This window comes from Enterobacter ludwigii (assembly GCA_023023105.1).
GTDB lineage: Bacteria > Pseudomonadota > Gammaproteobacteria > Enterobacterales > Enterobacteriaceae > Enterobacter > Enterobacter adelaidei.
Map to the genome: position 1 here is coordinate 2,280,578 of CP083824.1, position 18,211 is coordinate 2,298,788.

18 protein-coding genes are annotated in these 18,211 nt (G+C 51.1%); 13 read left to right on the top strand and 5 right to left on the bottom strand.

Annotation, left to right across the window (positions count from 1 at the left end; genetic code table 11):
• The first annotated feature begins 39 nt into the window (after positions 1-39).
• The 4 genes from LCD46_11080 (at position 40) to LCD46_11095 (ending at position 4,298) form a co-directional block, all read left to right on the top strand.
• On the top strand, positions 40-1,005 hold the full coding sequence (locus tag LCD46_11080) for a sensor domain-containing diguanylate cyclase (GenBank protein UOY72812.1): 966 nt from the start codon (positions 40-42) through the stop codon (positions 1,003-1,005).
• A gap of 82 nt (positions 1,006-1,087) precedes the next feature.
• Complete coding sequence (locus tag LCD46_11085) at positions 1,088-1,615, top strand: GNAT family N-acetyltransferase (protein ID UOY72813.1); 528 nt, start codon at positions 1,088-1,090, stop codon at positions 1,613-1,615.
• Positions 1,616-1,731: 116 nt separating this feature from the next.
• The gene (locus LCD46_11090; protein UOY72814.1) at positions 1,732-3,183 is read left to right on the top strand and encodes a tagaturonate reductase; all 1,452 of its coding nucleotides are present in this window, start codon (positions 1,732-1,734) and stop codon (positions 3,181-3,183) included.
• A 167-nt stretch (positions 3,184-3,350) separates the two neighbouring features.
• A complete protein-coding gene (locus LCD46_11095; protein ID UOY72942.1) occupies positions 3,351-4,298 on the top strand; it encodes a bestrophin family protein in 948 nt (315 codons plus the stop codon).
• On the opposite strand, the gene LCD46_11100 is transcribed toward LCD46_11095, so the two are convergent.
• Complete coding sequence (locus LCD46_11100) at positions 4,286-4,834, bottom strand: GNAT family N-acetyltransferase (GenBank protein ID UOY72815.1); 549 nt, start codon at positions 4,832-4,834, stop codon at positions 4,286-4,288. The two genes, LCD46_11095 and LCD46_11100, sit on opposite strands and share 13 nt — an antisense overlap.
• 177 nt (positions 4,835-5,011) lie before the next feature.
• Here LCD46_11100 and LCD46_11105 point away from each other — a divergent pair, with 177 nt between their 5' ends.
• The 7 genes from LCD46_11105 to LCD46_11135 all read left to right on the top strand — a co-directional run bounded on the left by LCD46_11105 (position 5,012) and on the right by LCD46_11135 (position 11,623).
• Positions 5,012-5,974, top strand: coding sequence for a hypothetical protein (locus LCD46_11105; protein UOY72816.1), 963 nt, complete (start codon positions 5,012-5,014; stop codon positions 5,972-5,974).
• Positions 5,974-6,561, top strand: coding sequence for a hypothetical protein (locus LCD46_11110; GenBank protein ID UOY72817.1), 588 nt, complete (start codon positions 5,974-5,976; stop codon positions 6,559-6,561). The genes LCD46_11105 and LCD46_11110 overlap by 1 nt, the downstream gene beginning before the upstream one ends.
• 74 nt (positions 6,562-6,635) lie before the next feature.
• Complete coding sequence (locus tag LCD46_11115; GenBank protein ID UOY72818.1) at positions 6,636-7,076, top strand: GNAT family N-acetyltransferase; 441 nt, start codon at positions 6,636-6,638, stop codon at positions 7,074-7,076.
• Positions 7,077-7,221: 145 nt separating this feature from the next.
• Positions 7,222-8,217, top strand: coding sequence for an alpha/beta hydrolase (locus LCD46_11120; protein UOY72819.1), 996 nt, complete (start codon positions 7,222-7,224; stop codon positions 8,215-8,217).
• 44 nt (positions 8,218-8,261) lie between these two features.
• Positions 8,262-9,002 (top strand): response regulator, encoded by a 741-nt coding sequence (locus tag LCD46_11125; GenBank protein ID UOY72820.1) that lies wholly within the window; start codon positions 8,262-8,264, stop codon positions 9,000-9,002.
• Positions 8,999-10,297, top strand: coding sequence for a two-component sensor histidine kinase (locus LCD46_11130; GenBank protein ID UOY72821.1), 1,299 nt, complete (start codon positions 8,999-9,001; stop codon positions 10,295-10,297). The genes LCD46_11125 and LCD46_11130 overlap by 4 nt, the downstream gene beginning before the upstream one ends.
• Before the next feature lie 135 nt (positions 10,298-10,432).
• Complete coding sequence (locus tag LCD46_11135; GenBank protein ID UOY72822.1) at positions 10,433-11,623, top strand: cytochrome c biogenesis protein/redoxin; 1,191 nt, start codon at positions 10,433-10,435, stop codon at positions 11,621-11,623.
• Positions 11,624-11,627: 4 nt separating this feature from the next.
• Here LCD46_11135 and tam read toward each other — a convergent pair whose 3' ends face one another.
• Together tam and LCD46_11145 are read right to left on the bottom strand one after the other, a co-directional pair.
• Complete coding sequence (tam, locus tag LCD46_11140; protein ID UOY72823.1) at positions 11,628-12,386, bottom strand: trans-aconitate 2-methyltransferase; 759 nt, start codon at positions 12,384-12,386, stop codon at positions 11,628-11,630.
• An 83-nt stretch (positions 12,387-12,469) separates the two neighbouring features.
• Positions 12,470-13,054: an NUDIX domain-containing protein gene (locus LCD46_11145; GenBank protein ID UOY72824.1), complete on the bottom strand. Its 585-nt coding sequence runs from the start codon at positions 13,052-13,054 to the stop codon at positions 12,470-12,472.
• Positions 13,055-13,139: 85 nt separating this feature from the next.
• Between LCD46_11145 and LCD46_11150 the strand changes: the two genes are divergently transcribed.
• Both LCD46_11150 and LCD46_11155 read left to right on the top strand, forming a co-directional pair.
• Positions 13,140-13,892, top strand: coding sequence for a DeoR/GlpR family DNA-binding transcription regulator (locus LCD46_11150; protein UOY72825.1), 753 nt, complete (start codon positions 13,140-13,142; stop codon positions 13,890-13,892).
• 89 nt (positions 13,893-13,981) lie between these two features.
• Positions 13,982-15,595 carry a mechanosensitive ion channel family protein gene (locus tag LCD46_11155; GenBank protein ID UOY72826.1) on the top strand — a complete coding sequence of 538 codons (1,614 nt, stop codon included), beginning with the start codon at positions 13,982-13,984 and terminating at the stop codon, positions 15,593-15,595.
• Between the two features lie 307 nt (positions 15,596-15,902).
• On the opposite strand, the gene LCD46_11160 is transcribed toward LCD46_11155, so the two are convergent.
• A complete protein-coding gene (locus LCD46_11160; GenBank protein UOY72827.1) occupies positions 15,903-16,703 on the bottom strand; it encodes a hypothetical protein in 801 nt (266 codons plus the stop codon).
• A 16-nt stretch (positions 16,704-16,719) separates the two neighbouring features.
• A complete protein-coding gene (locus LCD46_11165; protein UOY72828.1) occupies positions 16,720-18,210 on the bottom strand; it encodes an alkaline phosphatase D family protein in 1,491 nt (496 codons plus the stop codon).
• Between the last annotated feature and the right edge of the window lies 1 nt (position 18,211).

Here is an 18,211-nt window from a genome sequence, read left to right on the forward strand (position 1 = left end):
AAGCTACGCTTTGAGTAACGCTTTACGTCAGGAGACATTATGAAAGCACCTGCAATCCCTGAAAATGAAACGGAACGTCTTAACTCACTGCGTGAGTCTGGTTTGCTCGAGATTGACAGTTCCCCATCGTTTGACCGCTTAACACGACTGGCAAAGCGATTCTTCCAGGTGCCGCTTGCGATGGTCAATCTTATTGATGAACATGCCCTGATCGTTAAATCAGCCGATGGGCAGGCACCCGGCAGTGTGCCACGTAACATCTCATTTTGTGGCCATACGATCCTTACCGAAGCGCCGCTGGTGGTGGGAGATATGCTACAGGACGATCGTTTTGCTGATAATCCGCTGGTGGCAGGCGAACCCGGTGTTCGTTTCTACGCGGGCTTCCCGCTGCGCCTGCGCGATGGCGCAAGCGTAGGTTCGCTGTGCCTGATTGATTACGCTCCCCGGGAGTTTTCTGACGCCGACCTTGCTGTCCTGGGAGACCTTGGCGCACTGGCGGAAGATGAATTTGCTGCCATCAGCGCGGCGACCACGGATGAATTAACCGGGCTATTCAACCGTCGGGGCTTTAATCAACTCGTGCGTTTCACGCTTTCCGTTGCCCGGCGCCGGGCCGAGCCGCTGACGCTCGGCTGGCTGGATTTGGATCGCTTTAAGGAAATTAACGATCGCTTCGGGCATGAAGAGGGGGATAAGGCGCTGAAAGCCATGGCGCAACTGATGCGTGCTTCTTTCCGTGAAGCGGATCTGCTGGTTCGTTTTGGCGGGGACGAGTTCGCCGTGCTGTTTGCGGATACGGATGAGCAGGGCGCCTGGATTGCCATGCAGTATCTCGTCGAGCAGGTAGAAAACTATAACGCCCGCAAGTTACACCCCTGGTCGCTTCACTTCTCATGGGGGCTAAGTGAATTCGATCATAACGGCAACGACCTGCAGCAGTGGTTAAAAGATGCTGATGAAAAGATGTATGCCATGAAACAGCAGCGCCAGCGCGCCCGGTGACATAACAAAAGCCTATGTCCGAACCGTTTGCGTTAAGAAGATGTTAAATGCACAGTGAGTGTATTCAACGTAAGGAATAACAATGAATACCTCACTGCAAATCAAAAGCCTCACCCGCGAAGACATTCTCACCCATATTGATGCCCTGGCCGGGATCCTCGAAAACTGTGTCAACGGCGGCGCATCCGTCAGCTTTATGCTTCCCTTTAGTCTGGAGAAGGGCCGCTCTTTCTGGCGCGGTATTGCTGAAAGCGTAGGGCGCAATGAGCGCCTCGTGCTGGCCTGTGTCGACCCGCAGGACGGCATCATCGGAACGGTGCAGTTAATCACAGACCTGCCGGAAAACCAGCCGCATCGCGCCGATGTAGCGAAGCTGCTGGTTCATGAGAAAGCGCGTCGGAAAGGGGCCGCGATGGCGCTAATGGAAGCGCTTGAAGTTCAGGCCAGAGCCAGAGGCATTTCCGTGCTGGTGCTTGATACTTCCACAGGCAGCGGCGCCGAGACGTTTTACCAGCGCGCTGGCTGGCAAAAGGTCGGCGAGATCCCACGCTATGCTCTTATGCCGGATGGTGCCATGACGGCCACGTCCGTGTTCTACAAGTTCCTGTAATTATTTTGCACAACTGCACCGGGATTGATCAAAACAGGGTTTCTGGTCGTCAGGTTTTGATAGGTTATCGTACCAATCTTATCAGGCTGTATGACTAATTATAAAAGGAACCTAAAGTGGACACTCTCAACCGTCGTGATTTTCCCGGTGCGCAATATCCTGAACGTATCATTCAGTTTGGTGAAGGCAATTTCCTGCGTGCGTTCGTCGACTGGCAACTCGATTTGTTAAATGAACATACCGATCTTAACGCTGGTGTGGTTATCGTTCGTCCTATTCAAAGTGACTTCCCACCGTCGCTTAGCACCCAGGATGGCCTGTATACCACGATTATTCGTGGGCTGAATGCGCAGGGTGAGGCGGTGAGCGATGCCCGTCTTATCCGTTCCGTTAACCGGGAGATCAGCGTCTATAGCCAGTATGATGAGTTCCTGAAACTGGCTCACAACCCGGATATGCGCTTTGTTTTCTCGAATACCACCGAAGCCGGGATAAGTTATCACGCCGGTGACGGATTTGAAGATGCCCCCGCAGTGAGTTACCCGGCGAAGCTGACGCGACTGCTGTTTGAGCGTTTCAGTCACTTCAACGGCGCGCCAGACAAAGGCTGGATAATCATTCCCTGTGAATTGATTGACTACAACGGAGATGCACTTCGTGAACTGGTGTTGCGCTATGCGCAAGAGTGGGCGCTGCCTGCCGCTTTTATCCGCTGGCTGAACGAGGCCAACAGCTTCTGTTCGACGCTGGTCGACCGTATTGTGACCGGTTATCCGCGTGACGAAGTGGCCACGCTGGAAGCTGAGCTGGGTTATCACGATGGGTTCCTGGATACGGCTGAACATTTCTATTTATTTGTCATTCAGGGACCGGCTTCCCTTGCCCGTGAGCTTTGCCTGGATAAATACCCGCTAAATGTGCTGATTGTTGATGACATCAAGCCATACAAAGAGCGAAAAGTCGCGATTCTGAACGGTGCACACACGGCGCTGGTGCCGGTGGCATTTCAGGCAGGGCTGGATACGGTAGGTGAGGCGATGAATGATAGCGACGTTTGCGCCTTCGTCGAGAAAGCGATTTATCAGGAAATTATTCCTGTTCTGGATCTACCGCGTGATGAACTGGAATCTTTCGCCAGCGCGGTAACAGGTCGGTTCCGTAATCCTTACATCAGGCATCAGTTGCTCTCTATTGCGCTCAACGGCATGACCAAATATCGCACTCGTATACTGCCGCAGCTGCTGGCAGGGCAGAAAACGACAGGTAAATTACCTGCACGCCTGACATTTGCCTTAGCGGCACTGATGGCGTTCTATCGTGCAGAGCGTAACGGGGAACGCTATCCGGTGCAGGATGATGCACACTGGCTCGAACGTTATCAACAGCTGTGGGCGCAGCATCACGATAAGCAGATCAGTACCCGTGAGCTGGTGCAGGCGGTATTGAGCGTAAGTGAGCACTGGGAGCAGGATCTCACTCAGGTTCGTGGCCTCGTAGACCAGGTGACACTGGATCTTGATGCCATTTTGTTGAAAGGAATGCGCTCAGCGGTAAAACCGCTTTGCTAAGGACGTTACCCGGCTTCGGCCGGGTTTAATAACATCACCATTTAGTTACAACATACTATTATGCCTGTTTTAAAATTCAGATGCAGCACCGTGCGGTTAAAGCTAAACAGGTGTGAAAATTCAATGTTCCATTAACATGCTTGCAACCGTGTGGGGGATCACGTTTAATAACCACGCTCTTTTCTTTTCTGAAACTCACTATGATTGTTCGTCCTAAGCAGCACTGGCTGCAAATGATTTTTGTCTGGCATGGCTCAGTACTGCCTAAAATCTATACCCGACTGTTACTTAACTTCCTGTTATCTATCGCCGTGATCGTGATGCTACCGTGGTATACCTCTCTCGGCATCAAATTTACGGTTGCGCCATTTAGCATTCTCGGCGTGGCGATCGCTATCTTTTTAGGTTTCAGAAACAACGCCTGTTATTCGCGCTACGTTGAAGCTCGCCTGCTTTGGGGGCAACTGATGATAGCGGCCCGCTCTCTGTTTCGCGAGGTAAAAAACACCCTACCAGACGATAAGTATCTGGGTGAATTTGTCCGCCTGCAGATTGCCTTCGCCAACTGTTTACGCATGACCCTGCGCCGAGAAATGAACGCCGGTCAGTTGTCTCGCTATCTTGCCGCAGATGATTTAAAAAAAGTGATGGAAGCCAACTCGCCGGCGAACCGTATTTTGCTGATCATGGGAGAGTGGTTGGCTGTTCGACGTCGTAACGGACAACTATCAGACATTCTTTTCCACAGTCTGAATAACCGTCTGAACGACATGTCCATCGTTCTGTCTGGGTGTGAACGTATTGCGACGACCCCAGTGCCGTTTGCGTATACGTTAATTCTGCACCGTACGGTGTATCTGTTTTGCATCATGCTGCCGTTCGCGCTGGTTGTGGACCTGCATTACATGACGCCGTTTGTCTCTGCGCTGATTTCTTACACTTTCATCTCGCTGGATGCACTGGCGGAAGAACTGGAAGACCCGTTTGGTACAGAAAATAATGACCTGCCATTGGACGCCATCTGCAACATGATGGAACGCGATCTGCTGCAGATGAACGATGAAGAGACTATTCCTGACAGGCTGATGCCGGATAAACATTATCAGCTGACCTGACGGGCGTTCCACTCGTCGCGGGTGATCTCCCACAGCTCAGAATCCAGTATTCCGCTGACGTACGCTTTCTTTTCTGTCCTGATAAGCCGCATGCCGCTACTGTCCGAAATACGTCGGGAGCGGCTATTTGCAGCGGCTTTTGGCGCACGCAATACCGACTTGTTCAGTGTATTAAACCAATAATCCGTTGCTGCAATACTGGCCTCACGCATAAATCCCTGACCCTGAAACTCCGGAGCCAGCCAAAAACCACGGTTATTATCTTCGACATCGTAAAGGCAGATAATGCCCATCAGTTCATCGGGAACGTCGCGACGGCGGATGCTCCAGAACCAGGCAATTCCTTTTGCCATATCCGGCAGCGCCACATTATTGACATAGTTTTCCGCGCCGTTATCCGGGTAGGGCCAGGGTACAGAAGAGACCATATAGCGGACGATCTCCCAGCGCGGATAAAGCTTCTGTATCTGGACGGCATCTTCGGCAACCAACGGTTTTAGCAATAGGCGTTCTGTCGTGAGAGTCGGTATCGTCATCCGCGGATCTCCATATTTAAGCGTTATGCTTTTGTTTGGGTTCTGATATTTTCACTTCTATCACATTCTATTTGGTTGCGTTATAAGTAATTTACTACCAAAATTTTGCTTTGCATTCCGAACGGTTACAGTCAGATAGGTTGAGTTCAACTTATCCACACGCAAAAGGAGTATTGTATGGTTTTGCCTGGAATGAACCCTGAGAGAAATCTCCCCGGCTATGATTTTGCACGCATTGCAGGGCTTGGGGCTGCAGATTTTGATTTCAACGCGCTAGGTTCCGCTATGGACTGTAATCGCGAATTTGCTAAGGCCGGGATCATTTATTCTGACGGTGCTCAACGCTACCTGGTTCGATCTGGGCAACGTCATGCTAATGGGCAAAGTGGCATTGTAACCCATGTTATTGTAACTAAAGCAACATCCCAACCATCCGCTTCTATCGTAGGTAAATCCTTGACTGATGCAGTGACATCCACATCCATGGGAACTGAGCTAGCATCAACGGTACTTTCATGTGGTGCGATGATCATTACTGGAGGCGTGATGCTTGCGGGCACTGCAGCAACACCTATTACCGCAGGAGGCAGTGGCGTCTTAGTGGCTATTGGCTACGCTGGTACCATCGCCACTGGGTTGCAATGTGTTAATGGCCTTTATCGTATCTATGATTTGGTTGAAAACGGTGGCGGAAATGTTGCCTGGCTCGATACGCAAGAATGGTACGTAGCAACCTCTACATCACTGGATTTAATTTCGTTAGCAAGTGCCGGAGGTGCATTAAAAGAAGCGATTACCACCTGGCGTGCAATGAAATCCATATCTTCTTTGAAAGCCACTGAGTGGTTGAAAAACTATCCTCGTCAGGATCGCGCTCGTTTGACCGAATTGATAATTCGCGCACAAAACCCGGGTATAAGTAACAAAGAGATTAAAGCTCTTATTCGCGCAGGTCTTTATCCGAAACGCTTTCCTACCGGACCGGTTCAGATAGAACTCACTCGACAACTTGGACAAGTGGTCACAAGTGCCGCGGCTCTGGCTGGGAGTGCAGTGAGTGGAGTTGTTGCAGCGCCCAGTAACATACCACGGACCGGTAAATACATTATCGGTACCATCCAGTCGCTGGCGGTATTCTGATGAGGTTTCTGAGTTTTTTAACCGGACGGGTTTTCCTGGATCTTCTGCAGCATGGCAGAGAGATAGAGGAAGCTATTGCTCGTCGTGATCCTCGTTTGTTGAACTATTCCACTCCCGAGATGGAACAGTATTTTTCTCGTCCCCTTAGCGAGTTGCCGCGTCAAAATCCTTACCCGGTAGCCACGTTGTTCCCTCTGTTTTTAGTGGTGTTTGCGTTTAACCTTTTGCCTTTTCTCCATACTATGCAGGGGTTATCTCCATTAAATCATGCACTGAGCTTTTTCGTACCATCATTAATAATGACAGGCGCGCTCATTGTTATAAGCGCGCTTCTGGCACGAGGGGCAACGTCGGGATTGCAGGGGTTTATGACGCTGTTCATAGTTATGCTGGTACTAACCCTCGTTCAGACGCTATATCTTCTGCTTTCCCATGACGGAAGTCTTTGGCCACTAGTCATCGCATTCTCCGCACTGTTACTTTGTCGGGTAGTAATGAATAGCAGTGGTTTTGTGCTGTTTACGCTGTATTGTCGTACTCAGCGTCTTGCCAGGCTGGCACGTGAAATGCGGCTAAAAATCCGTTAAAGAGGTGATGTGACGTTACCGAAAACTAAGTCGGGTTTTGATAATGGCGAACTCTTTGTAATACGAGGAAATACATGGCTGTCACGGTAAGAGCTTTACGCGCAGATGATTATTCTCAATGGCGTCCCCTGTGGGATGGCTATACCCATTTTTATGACTGCTACCTTGAGGAATCTGTTACCGCATCGACATGGGAAAGGGCGTTATCAGATCGTTCACAGATGTTCTGCCGCGTAGTAGAGAAGAACGAAAAGGTCATCGGTTTTGCGATGTGCATTCTGCACGAAGGAACCTGGTCGACAGCGCCCATTTGTTACCTGGAAGATCTGTTTGTCGATGCCACCGAGCGCGGGGCGGGAGCCGGAAAGGCGCTCATTGATGCTCTGATAGAGGAAGGCAAACGGGAAGGGTGGTCAAAACTATACTGGGTCACCCGGGAGAACAATCAGGCGCGTAAACTCTATGATAAATATGGTGAAGCTGACGATTACGTCCGCTATCGCCTCTCCCTGTAAATCTGTAACGCCTGTGTTTGTATCACACTGTATCAGCGCCCGGGATACATACACAGGCTTGCAATAAACCCGCTTTCGCACATATCCGCTATACATTGAGGTGTTGTTATATCCCCGTGAAATGTACTCAACCGGAGATACCAACATGTTCAGCAAACTCGCGTACTCAACCCTCGCACTGACCGTTTCTCTTGGCACGGTGATGTCCTGTCAGGCCGAAGCCACCGGCACAAACTTCGCGTCAGCTTTTGATCATCCACTGCAAGTTAACGCCGGCGATCTGAATGTCGGTTATGTCGACATCGGCCCCAAAAATGGTCAACCGGTCATTTTATTACACGGCTGGCCTTACGATATTCACAGCTACGCCGAGGTAGCGCCTGCGCTGGCGGCCAAAGGCTACCGGGTGATTGTGCCTTCTCTACGCGGCTACGGCACCACGCGCTTCCTGTCTGCAAAAACGCCGCGCAACGGCCAGCCTTCGGCGATGGCGAAAGACATTGTTAACCTGATGGACGCTTTGAATATCAAACAGGCGGTGTTCGCGGGATACGACTGGGGTGCCCGTACGGCGGATATCGTTGCGGCGCTTTGGCCAGAGCGCGTTAAATCACTGGTGTCGGTGAGTGGATATCTCATCAGCAGCCAGCAGATTGGCAAACAACCGTTGCCGCCAAAAGCCGAACAGCAGTGGTGGTATCAGTTCTATTTCGCCACCGAGCGTGGTGCTGAAGGCTATGCCAAAAACACGCATGATTTCGCGCGCTTAATCTGGTCGCAGGCATCGCCTGACTGGAAATTTAGCGATGCAGCCTTTAACGCCAGCGCCAAATCCCTTGATAACCCGGATCACGTCGCAGTGACGCTCAGCAACTATCGCTGGCGTTTAGGGCTGGAAAAAGGGGAGCGTAAATACGACAGCTACGAGCAAAAACTGGCGACTTTGCCGAATATTACCGTCCCGACCATTACCATTGAAGGCGGAAATAACGGTGCGCCGCACCCGGCACCGCAGGCCTATGCAGGTAAATTTACCGGTAAATATGAGCACCGCACCTCCGGCGCAACCGTGGGGCACAACCCTCCTCAGGAAGATCCACAGGATTTCGTCAAGGCGGTTATCGACGCGGATAAGCTGTGATATGTGCTATTTTCAATACGTTACCCCTCAGTCAGGAGAGTTCGGTGGAGCATATTGATCATATCCTTGTCGTCGATGACGACAGGGATATTCGTGAACTGATTGTCGACTATCTCATTAAGTCCGGTTATCGCGCGACCGGTGCGGCAAACGGTAAAGAAATGCGTGCCGTGCTGGATAAACAGCATATCGACCTGGTAGTGCTGGATGTCATGATGCCCGGTGATGATGGACTCACCCTGTGTCGACAGCTTCGCAGCGGCAAACACAAAGATTTGCCCATCCTGATGCTGACGGCGCGCAGCGAAGAGACGGACAGGATCCTGGGACTGGAAATGGGGGCGGATGATTACGTTGTGAAGCCGTTTGTCGCCCGTGAGCTACTGGCACGTATCAAAGCAATTTTGCGGCGGTTTCGCACAATGCCGCCCAATTTACAGGTGACCGAGGCAGGACGACTGGTGATGTTTGGCGAATGGCAACTGGATACCGTCGCCCGCCACTTAATTGACCCGGAAGGGGTGATCGTGGCGCTCAGCGGGGCGGAGTATCGCCTGCTGCGCGTATTCCTCGACCATCCTCAACGTGTTCTCTCCCGGGATCAGTTACTCAACCTGACGCAAGGGCGAGACGCCGAACTGTTTGAACGTTCTATCGATTTGCTCGTAAGCCGGGTTCGCCAGCGTCTGAATGAAGATGCACGCACGCCTGCCTATATTAAAACCGTGCGCAGTGAAGGCTATGTTTTTACCATGCCCGTGACAATCAAAGAGGTTAATGAATGACGCTTTGGCCACGCTCACTGCTTGCCCGACTGCTGATCATTGTGCTTGCGGGTCTCTTGCTGGCCAACGCCCTGAGTATGACGCTGGTCATGGTTGAACGAATGCACAGTGCCCGCACGGTGATGCTCGGTAATCTGGAATACGATGTTGCAACCAGCGTGGCCATTTTAGACCGGTTACCCGCCAGTGAACGCGCGGCCTGGCTTCCGCGACTTGAACGGGGTAACTATCGTTATATCCTCGGTGCAGGTGAGCCTGGCGCCGCGCCGACGGATAAGCGTTCTCAGGATGCCATCCGAACGTTAAAAGAGACCCTCGCGGCTGACTATCCGCTCAGTTTTACCGCGGTTCCGGGTTCTGTTTCCCATATTCAGGCACATCTCACATTGCACGATGGCTCGCCGCTGACCATTGACCTGATCCCCCGAATGCCGCCGGTCGCAAGCTGGCTACCTGTTGTTCTCATCCTGCAACTTTTGCTCCTTGCTGCCTGCTCCTGGATCGCGGTGCGACAGGTGATACGGCCTTTTTCACAATTTACCCATGCGGTAGATACGCTGGATCCTTCGGCAAATGCTCCCATGAAAGAGAAGGGACCGGTTGAAGTACAACGAGCAGCGCATGCCTTCAATGCAATGCAGGCTCGCATCCAGTCCTATATCAAAGACCGCGCGCAGATCCTCGCCTCCATTTCTCACGATCTCCAGACTCCAATAACACGCATGAAACTGCGTGTCGAAATGGCTGAACAACCTGAGCTTCGCGACAAGCTATTAAATGACCTTGATAACATGTCGCGTCTGGTGCGGGAGGGGATTGCATATGCCCGTTCATCAGAATCACTGGAAGAGACGTCGCTGAAACTGGAGTTGAACGCGTGGGTGAATAGCATAGCGTGCGATTATCAGGACATCGGTAAAAACGTGCAGTTTCAGGCAAGCGAGGCTCGTTTACCCGTTGTTACGCGCCCGCAGGCGCTTCGTCGGGTGATGACTAATTTGCTGGATAACGCTCTGAAATTCGGCGAGCGTGCCGTCATCGCTATAGATGATTCGTCTACCGAAGAGGTGGTCATTCACATCATGGACGGTGGGCCGGGAATACCCGAGGCCGAGCTCGCGGCCGTGTTGCAGCCTTTTTATCGGGTTGAAACATCGCGCAACCGTGACACCGGCGGAACCGGGCTTGGTCTGGCTATTGCCGCGCAGCTCACCGCCCAACTCGAAGGAAAGCTGAAGCTGGAAAACCGTGCAGAGGGAGGGCTCGACGTCTCCATTGCACTGCCTCGACGCTAATTGTACGGCTTTGTATCTCTCAGGGAGACAGATACAGAGCCAGACAAAACCCCAGGTTTTACACATATCCTTAACACATCGGTACGATGAAATAGCCTCACTGCAGCGTTGCAGCATCTGTCATGTGAGGTCACTATGTTTCTGATAATCGCTTTTTTAGGTGGGATGATAAGCCTGCTCAGTCCATGTACGCTCCCGGTTATTCCGCTCCTGTTCGCCGGCTTTCAGGGGCAACGACGACATATTCTGGCGCTCTTTGCGGGGATGATCGTGATGTTCACCCTGGTGGCGATGGCCGTCACCGTCGCCAGCGAGTGGATTGCAGAGGCAACCATTATCGGGCGCTGGGTCGCGCTTGTCATTCTGGCTATCGCCGCACTGAGCTTAATCTCTCCGTCCTTTGCCCGGCGTATTGCGCAGCCTGCCGTCAGCGTGGGAAATGCCCTCAATACCCGAAGCGGGCAAACGCGCGGTATAGCATCGGCTTTTCTGGCCGGACTAGCCGTCGGGTTGCTCTGGTCTCCCTGTGCCGGGCCGGTTCTGGGCGCCATTTTCAGCATTAATATTGCGGGGAATTCAGCTATTGCGACAGGGGCTCTGCTGGCCGCCTATGGCAGCGGATGCGCGCTGATGCTGGGATTGCTTATTATCGGCGGGCGCAAACTGTTGGCACCGCTGAGAGCAAAGTCGGCGATGATGGAGAGATTACGCCAGGCTGCAGGGGGCGTGATGCTAGCGGCTGTGGCTTTGAATGCAACAGGCGTAACATCCATATTGAAAGGCGCTAACGGCGTTGCCGACTATCTGGAAACATCGTTGATGAATCTGGCAAAACCAGCAACCACACCGGTGAAGCTTCAGCCAGTCGTGATGGCGGAGCCCAGCAGTCAGTTACCTTCGTTAAGCGGTGGAACAGGGTGGATAAATGGTGACAGTGTCACGTCTGAATCACTGCGCGGTAAGGTAGTGCTGATCGATTTCTGGACATGGGACTGTATCAACTGCCAGCATACGCTCCCGCATGTGCGTGACTGGGCGACAAAATACCAGTCACAGGGTCTGGTGGTGATTGGGGTTCACACGCCCGAATACCCCTGGGAAAAACCGCTTTCCTCGGTAAAAAATGCGGTGAATAAGTGGCAGTTGCCCTATCGGGTTGTGACCGATAACAACTATCAAATCTGGAATGCTTTCGGCAACCAGTACTGGCCCGCACATTACTATTTTGATGCGAAAGGGCAGTTACGCTACACCTCTTTTGGCGAAGGCAACTATGAACAGCAAGAGAAGGTCATTCAACAGCTGCTCAAAGAAGCCCGGTCATAAGCCATCAGGGTTGACGTTTAGCAACAATAAACAGCCGTGGAAAAGCCAGCAGTATCTGCCCGTTTTCCTGGAGCGGATACTGCTCTACCAGTAGTTCATGGTAGCGTTTCAGAAAATGTTTCTGCTCGCTCTCATTCAGCTCCTGCAGCCAGGGGCGCAAACCGGTGGCGCTGACCCAGTCAATAATGGCCTGGTGAGAGCTCATTTTATGAAAATACGTTGTCCGCCAGATATCTACGTCACAACCGGCTTCTGACAAAATATCAAAATAGGCATGTACGCCGGGCAACGGTTCACGACCACGATCGGGGTAATCTTGCTCCAGCGCCACTTCACGCATCGCCACATGGGTGGGTTCGAGCCAGTTGTCAGGCATCTGGATCGCCAGCACGCCATTTAACATAAGCAAAGAGACAAGGTGAGGCAGGAGATCGTAATGGTCAGGGATCCATTGCAGCGATGCATTAGCGTAAATCAGACTCAGCGGCTGGCCGGGCTTATACTGGCGAATATCGGCTTCAACAAAATGGCAGTCAGGTAACGCCTTGCGTGCTTCTTCCAGCATCGCAGGTGAATTATCAACCCCAGTGATATGTGCCGAGGGCCAGCGATGCTTTAACAGGGCAGTACTGTTGCCTGGCCCGCAGCCCAGATCAACGATGGAGGAGACCTCATCCAGTGGAATTCTGGCGAGCAGTTCAGCGGCAGGACGCGTTCGTTCTGCACCATATTGCAGGTAAAGGGAAGGGTTCCAGTCAGCCATTGTCAGATCTCCGTTTTGCATGTTTTTGCAAGAATAGCACAGGCAGACACCTGCACAGTGGCAGGTGTCATGACTCAGGCAAATTACAAAATGCCTTTCAGTGCAACATGGTAAAGCAGCATGATGGTTTTCCCGTCGACAATCTTACCCGTTTCAATGCCCTGTAATGCTTCTTCCAGCGTCATTTCGAGTACATCGATATCTTCGCCCTCAGCCTTGATCCCGCCGCCTGAGCTGGTTTTGTCTTTCGGATGGTACTCGGCAAGGTAAAAATAGAGTTTTTCCGTGACGGATCCCGGGCTCATATACGCTTCAAAGATTTTCTGCACGCATGAAACGCTAAACCCAGTTTCTTCTTCCGCTTCTGCTTTAATGCGGCTCTCTGGATCCATGTTATCGAGCAACCCGGCAGCGGCTTCGATCAAATCGTCCTCGTGGCCGTTGATAAATACAGGAAAACGGAACTGGCGGGTCAGGATCACCGTCTTTTTCTCACGGTTGTAGAGCAGGATTGTCGCGCCGTTACCCCGGTCATAAACTTCACGGTTTTGCCGCTGCCATTCGCCATCACGGCGCTGCAGGTCAAAGGTATATTTTTTAAGGACATACCAGTTATTTGACAGCGTTTCACTGTCAATAATGCGTACATCTGCACGTTTTGATTGCACGATTGTTCCTCCTTACGTAGAGTAATCATCATAACCAGCATTATCGTGCAACTTCAAGATTAAACATGCAACACCAGGAATCCTAATGCTCACCAGTCAGCGAAAACAATTGATTATTGAAAAGCTCGAAGCCGAAGGGCAGGTTCAGTCGAAAGCGCTCAGCATTCTCTTCGATGTCTCTGAAGACACTATACGGCGCGATCTACGTGAGCTGGCGGCAGAAGGGCGTTTACAGCGCGTTCACGGTGGCGCGCTACCGTCATCTTCCGCTATTGCTCCGTTCGCAGAGCGTCAATTCGTTAAGATGGATGCGAAAAAAAAGGTGGCTCAAAAGGGTGCACAGCTCATCTCTTCGGGTCAGGTGGTGATCGTTGACGGTGGAACAACGACCGCCGAACTGATTACGTTTTTACCTCCTGACTTGCACATCACCGTGGTAACGCACAGCCCGAGTATCGCTCTGGGACTGGTTAATCATCCTTCTGTCGAGGTGATTCTGATAGGTGGCCGCCTGTATAAACACTCTATTGTTGCGGTCGGTGCGGGTGCCATTGAAGGTATCGAAAATATTCACGCAGATCTGTTCTTTATGGGAGTGACCGGCATCCACCCTGAGGCGGGACTGACGACCGGTGATTTTGAAGAAGCGTGCATCAAACGTGCATTTTCCGGCAGAGCCGCCGAGACGGTTGTCCTGGCCTCACCGGAAAAAATAAACACCGCATCATCGTTTGTGATTGGCGATGTGTCTCTGGCGAATACCATCGTTATCGATGGCAACACCGATGAGGACTGGATCCGTGCGATATCGGAAAAAGGGGTATCTATCATTGCGTAAGTGAAGGGCTGGACTATGCTAAAAAAGCGATCGGCCTTGATTTGGCTTTTTGAAAAATAACGATAATTCTCGCGTTTTCGGTGGCGAATATGAACAGGATTGTGCTCGCGCTTTTAACGTGTTTTCTCTTCTCTGTGCTTGTTAATTCCCATGCGGCGGAACCTCGACAGGAGCCCACTGAAAAGGAGCGCGCTCGCACGGTTTATATTTTCCATCAACCGATCGTCATGCTACAGGCAAAGTTCGGTCTTACCACGCCAGAAGAACGGGTGTTACGCATCCGCAATACGCTACGAAATTTCACTGAAGCTGATGTTCGCGAACCGCTAAAGATTGTGTCAGTAAATCGTTATAACCAGCCGGGACGGCTCATCGTGATGAACGGCAAACCGGTGATGCTACTGACAGCAGGCGATCTCGACGAGGGAGACGATCTTACGCTTGACCAGGCGGCGCAGCGCGTACTGGCGCGTATGGAAGCGCAACGCTCAGCCTTGAGCGATCAGTATAACAGCGGCTGGCTGGCGCTATCGGCGGTGAAGACCGTAGCGGGACTGCTGGCACTGGTGCTGTTCTGGTACGGCACATACCGTTCATGGCGCTGGATCAAACGTGTTTATCGCCGGCGTATTTTTGAGAATCGAAGCTGGATACCTCAGCGCTGGCGGCGGTTTATCGGTGCTATCGAAACGCGCCTGTATGCGTTGTTGATGATTTTACTGGGAATTGTCGCACTCTATGTCTGGCTGAGTTGGACCTTCAGCCTGTTCCCCTGGACGCGCGTCTGGGGAGAGTCTCTGGGAGAGTGGTCCGTACGCGTGGTACGCGATATCGCGCTGTCTATTGTCTCAGCGTTACCGGGCCTGTTGATTGTTCTGATCATCTTCCTTATTACCGCCTTCATTTTGAAGTTGTTAAAGATGGTACTCAATCAGGTGGAAGCAGGGCGTTTGCAACTGCCCGGTATCCATCCTGAAACAGTTGGTGCAACCCGCAAGCTGATTTCAGTCGTGGTGTGGCTCTTTGCGCTTTCGGCAGCTTATCCTTTTTTGCCCGGGGCCAATTCACTGGCTTTTAAAGGCATCAGTGTTTTCTTTGGCCTGATGCTCACGCTAGGCTCTGCCGGGGTGATGAACCATGCAATGAGTGGTCTGGTTTTGATTTACTCGCGTGCTCTCCGCAAAGGAGACATGATTCGGGTGGCAGATAACGAGGGGCTGGTAAGTGAAATTGGTATGCTTGCAACCAAAATTATCACCCGTGAAAACTACGTGGTTACCGTGCCGAACGCTGTCGTGGTAAGCGGTAAAATTACCAATTTGAGTGCGCAAAGTACAAACGGTGGCGTTAACCTGACTGTCGGCGTCACCATTGGTTACGACACGCCATGGCGTCAGGTGCATGCAATGTTGGAGTTGGCGGCCAAACGTGCCAAAGGAATCGATCTTTCACAGCCACCGTTGGTGCGACAGTTGAGTCTGATGGATTGGTACATTGCTTATGAATTACAGGTACGACTGCTGCCGGATTTGTCACTGGCAGATGGCCGTAACGAACTGCACAGCAATATTCAGGACGTCTTCAATGAATTTAACGTGCAGATCATGTCTCCGAACTTTGTATTGCAACCGGAAAACAGTGTGATGGTGCCAAAAGAGAACTGGTATAGCGCACCAGCGACGCCACCTGAAAACGGAAAATGATGAACAGCGTCTGGAAGGTACTTTCAGTGGGCTCAATGACCAGGGCAATGACAACAGATAATGTGTAGATTTTCCATGGATTCATATTAGTGCGCATAATGTATATTATGTTAAATTAAGTCTGTCGTTCATTTAGTTCATAACCGCCCGCAGACAACGACTAGTCATACACTTACCCAACCCTTCAACTATAGCAAGATGGCTTCTGGCTTTTTCACATTCCTGCTCCAGTCGTTTAAATACTTTTGTATTCATGCCCAGGGCGATTATAGAGAAGCCTGCTTTATAGCAGGCTTCTGCTTTTGAATTAGTCTTCAGTGGACTTGTTCGCCCTTCCCGATGGCTTTTTATGCCCATCATTGATGTTGTAACTGTCGGGTGTGCAGAAGCGCCCTTTTGGCATTTTCAGCTTATTATTTTCAAAATGTTTATACCAGCGCGAGGCTGTAGCCCAGATGGCTTCAGGAGTCGATGCACGAGTTTCCAGCCCTGGGGTGAGATCCATCCCCGCACCACTATATAAACTTTCCAGCATGCAGGCGGTAGGCAGCCCAATACCATCATTAATCGGCGTGGGAGTTCTTGCGACACCCCACGCAAAAGCCAGCCAACGGAGAATATGCTCAAGTGCGTCAATATAGTTGCGTCCCCTCTGAAAATGAGGAAGCGAATTCAGTACGTCTTCTTGAGCTTTTGGAAAAGCTATCAATGCGATATTTTTCCAGTGCTCAGAATCCTTAAAAATTGAGACCGGTGATTCCACAACGCCATTGCGCTCAGTGGCAAAAAAACCTCCCTGGGGTTGGAAAAGTGGAATATGCAGCACTTTCGATTTATCCACATTTTCAGCATTAGCGCACAGCAGCGCCGAGGTAGACCAATACGAAGGCAACATATCAAAGCGCAGCTGTGACTGGCCAGCACGAATTCGCCACGACAACGTATCCGTACCACCAAGCAGCAAAATGTATGACTGCGCCAAAGGCTCTTTACCTTTAAGCGCATTAAAGGCACGTAACAACCACTCAAGGTTGTTCTCATTATCGGCGCGTTTTTGCTCAACCAGTTTAGGGTTCTTTTCTGACCCTGGGGCATAATTCATGACCATTATTATTCTCCAGAAGCTAAGTATTAACGTTGATAATCGGATACGTTCTCGTAGAAACGGCAGGAGACGCTGGATAAGTAATGGGATAATAATTCACCGTCATATTTACCCCTGAACCTGAACGAGTAAATTCGATAATTGCGACGTGATTGCCTCTCATTCCGTAGAACTTTTCAAACGGGCTGAACTGATTTTTTTCACCAACATATTTCGGAGGGGTATCGGGATCGGAATGTCTTTTCCAGTCAGAATTTTTACCGAATAATCCCCCTACCGTGTGTTTGGCAATATTCGCCTGGTCAACTCCTGGCGTCACACACAAACTGGTCGGCGAGCAGATGACCTCCGTCAGAGTGGTCCTTTTCGTCCGGGTATGGTTAGCTTGAGCCACTCTGTTCCAGTGCACATCTCCCGTCAGGAAGATCACCTGTACACCACACTCACCAAGCTTATCAATTGATTCCATAAGTTTCGCAAACTGTGTTGTATAGTTCGCGAGCTCAGCATCTCCCATTTTGTTTAATAACCACCCCGTTGGTTCGCAAAACAAGGCCTGCCCTGTGGCAAGTACACCGATAAGCGGCTTACCGTTAATTTGGTGATCCAACAGATTATCCCGCCATTTCTCGACGGCCTTCCACGCGCTGTCAGGCATAAGTCCAGTCGGGCTGGTAAAGTTTTTCTGTCGATAGCTTCGCGTGTCCAGGAACAACATACTGAGTGGCTCAATTTCCAAAAACGTCCAGGGTTGTTGGGAAGCAGGAGCGCCTCCCAGTTGAAAATCCTGTAACAGCTCTCTTGCGACAACTTCCCAATGATTAATCCCATTTGCACCTGGCTCCGGCCCCGTCCCCTCTTTCCAGACTTGTTCCCAGGGATAGTTATTCCAGAATTCGTGATCATCAGGCAGACATAATGTCGGCGCTTTGGTTAACGCTTTCTGTAACCCCCTTTGCCCGGTGAAATCTGACAACCAGTTTCGACGGTACTTGGCGGCAATGTTTTTTCGGAGTTCCTCAGCAGAGTCCGGCATGTGAAAGAAAGGCGGTTGATCCAGATAAACCTGATCACCCGCAAAAAGCGTCATATCCGGACGTACCGGTATCTGTTGCACAAAATCACCCACTCCCACTGCATCGGTACCCGCGCAGTAACATGACATCAGCATAATTTTGAAGCTGTTACCCAAAAATGGCACTTTCGCAGGGAGCGACTTCACAGCCAGAAATCGCGATGTGCCATCTTGCGGGATGCTCACATTAAAGCAGTGCTCACTGTCATTTCCCTGGACACTGAACTCATAAATCCCCTGATAACTTAGCGGCCGCTTGTTCAGACAGTCATCATCACGAATCGGAGCCAGAGGCTGACTACTTATTTCCGGGCTAACCGCTTTTTCATTCAACGTAAAGTTCAATATCGGGGCTGTCTTATACCCAAAAACACCCACCCACAGCTGGATGACACCAACATTACCTAACAACGGTCGAACCATCAGATATGGCATT

Coding starts and splice junctions, on each gene's coding strand:
- LCD46_11115 (UOY72818.1), top strand. CDS start 6,636: ATGGCTGTCACGGTAAGAGCTTTACGCGCAGATGATTATTCTCAATGG.
- LCD46_11085 (UOY72813.1), top strand. CDS start 1,088: ATGAATACCTCACTGCAAATCAAAAGCCTCACCCGCGAAGACATTCTC.
- LCD46_11155 (UOY72826.1), top strand. CDS start 13,982: ATGAACAGGATTGTGCTCGCGCTTTTAACGTGTTTTCTCTTCTCTGTG.
- LCD46_11150 (UOY72825.1), top strand. CDS start 13,140: ATGCTCACCAGTCAGCGAAAACAATTGATTATTGAAAAGCTCGAAGCC.
- LCD46_11160 (UOY72827.1), bottom strand. CDS start 16,703: ATGGTCATGAATTATGCCCCAGGGTCAGAAAAGAACCCTAAACTGGTT.
- LCD46_11105 (UOY72816.1), top strand. CDS start 5,012: ATGGTTTTGCCTGGAATGAACCCTGAGAGAAATCTCCCCGGCTATGAT.
- LCD46_11135 (UOY72822.1), top strand. CDS start 10,433: ATGTTTCTGATAATCGCTTTTTTAGGTGGGATGATAAGCCTGCTCAGT.
- LCD46_11130 (UOY72821.1), top strand. CDS start 8,999: ATGACGCTTTGGCCACGCTCACTGCTTGCCCGACTGCTGATCATTGTG.
- LCD46_11110 (UOY72817.1), top strand. CDS start 5,974: ATGAGGTTTCTGAGTTTTTTAACCGGACGGGTTTTCCTGGATCTTCTG.
- LCD46_11080 (UOY72812.1), top strand. CDS start 40: ATGAAAGCACCTGCAATCCCTGAAAATGAAACGGAACGTCTTAACTCA.
- tam (UOY72823.1), bottom strand. CDS start 12,386: ATGGCTGACTGGAACCCTTCCCTTTACCTGCAATATGGTGCAGAACGA.
- LCD46_11165 (UOY72828.1), bottom strand. CDS start 18,210: ATGCCATATCTGATGGTTCGACCGTTGTTAGGTAATGTTGGTGTCATC.
- LCD46_11100 (UOY72815.1), bottom strand. CDS start 4,834: ATGACGATACCGACTCTCACGACAGAACGCCTATTGCTAAAACCGTTG.
- LCD46_11120 (UOY72819.1), top strand. CDS start 7,222: ATGTTCAGCAAACTCGCGTACTCAACCCTCGCACTGACCGTTTCTCTT.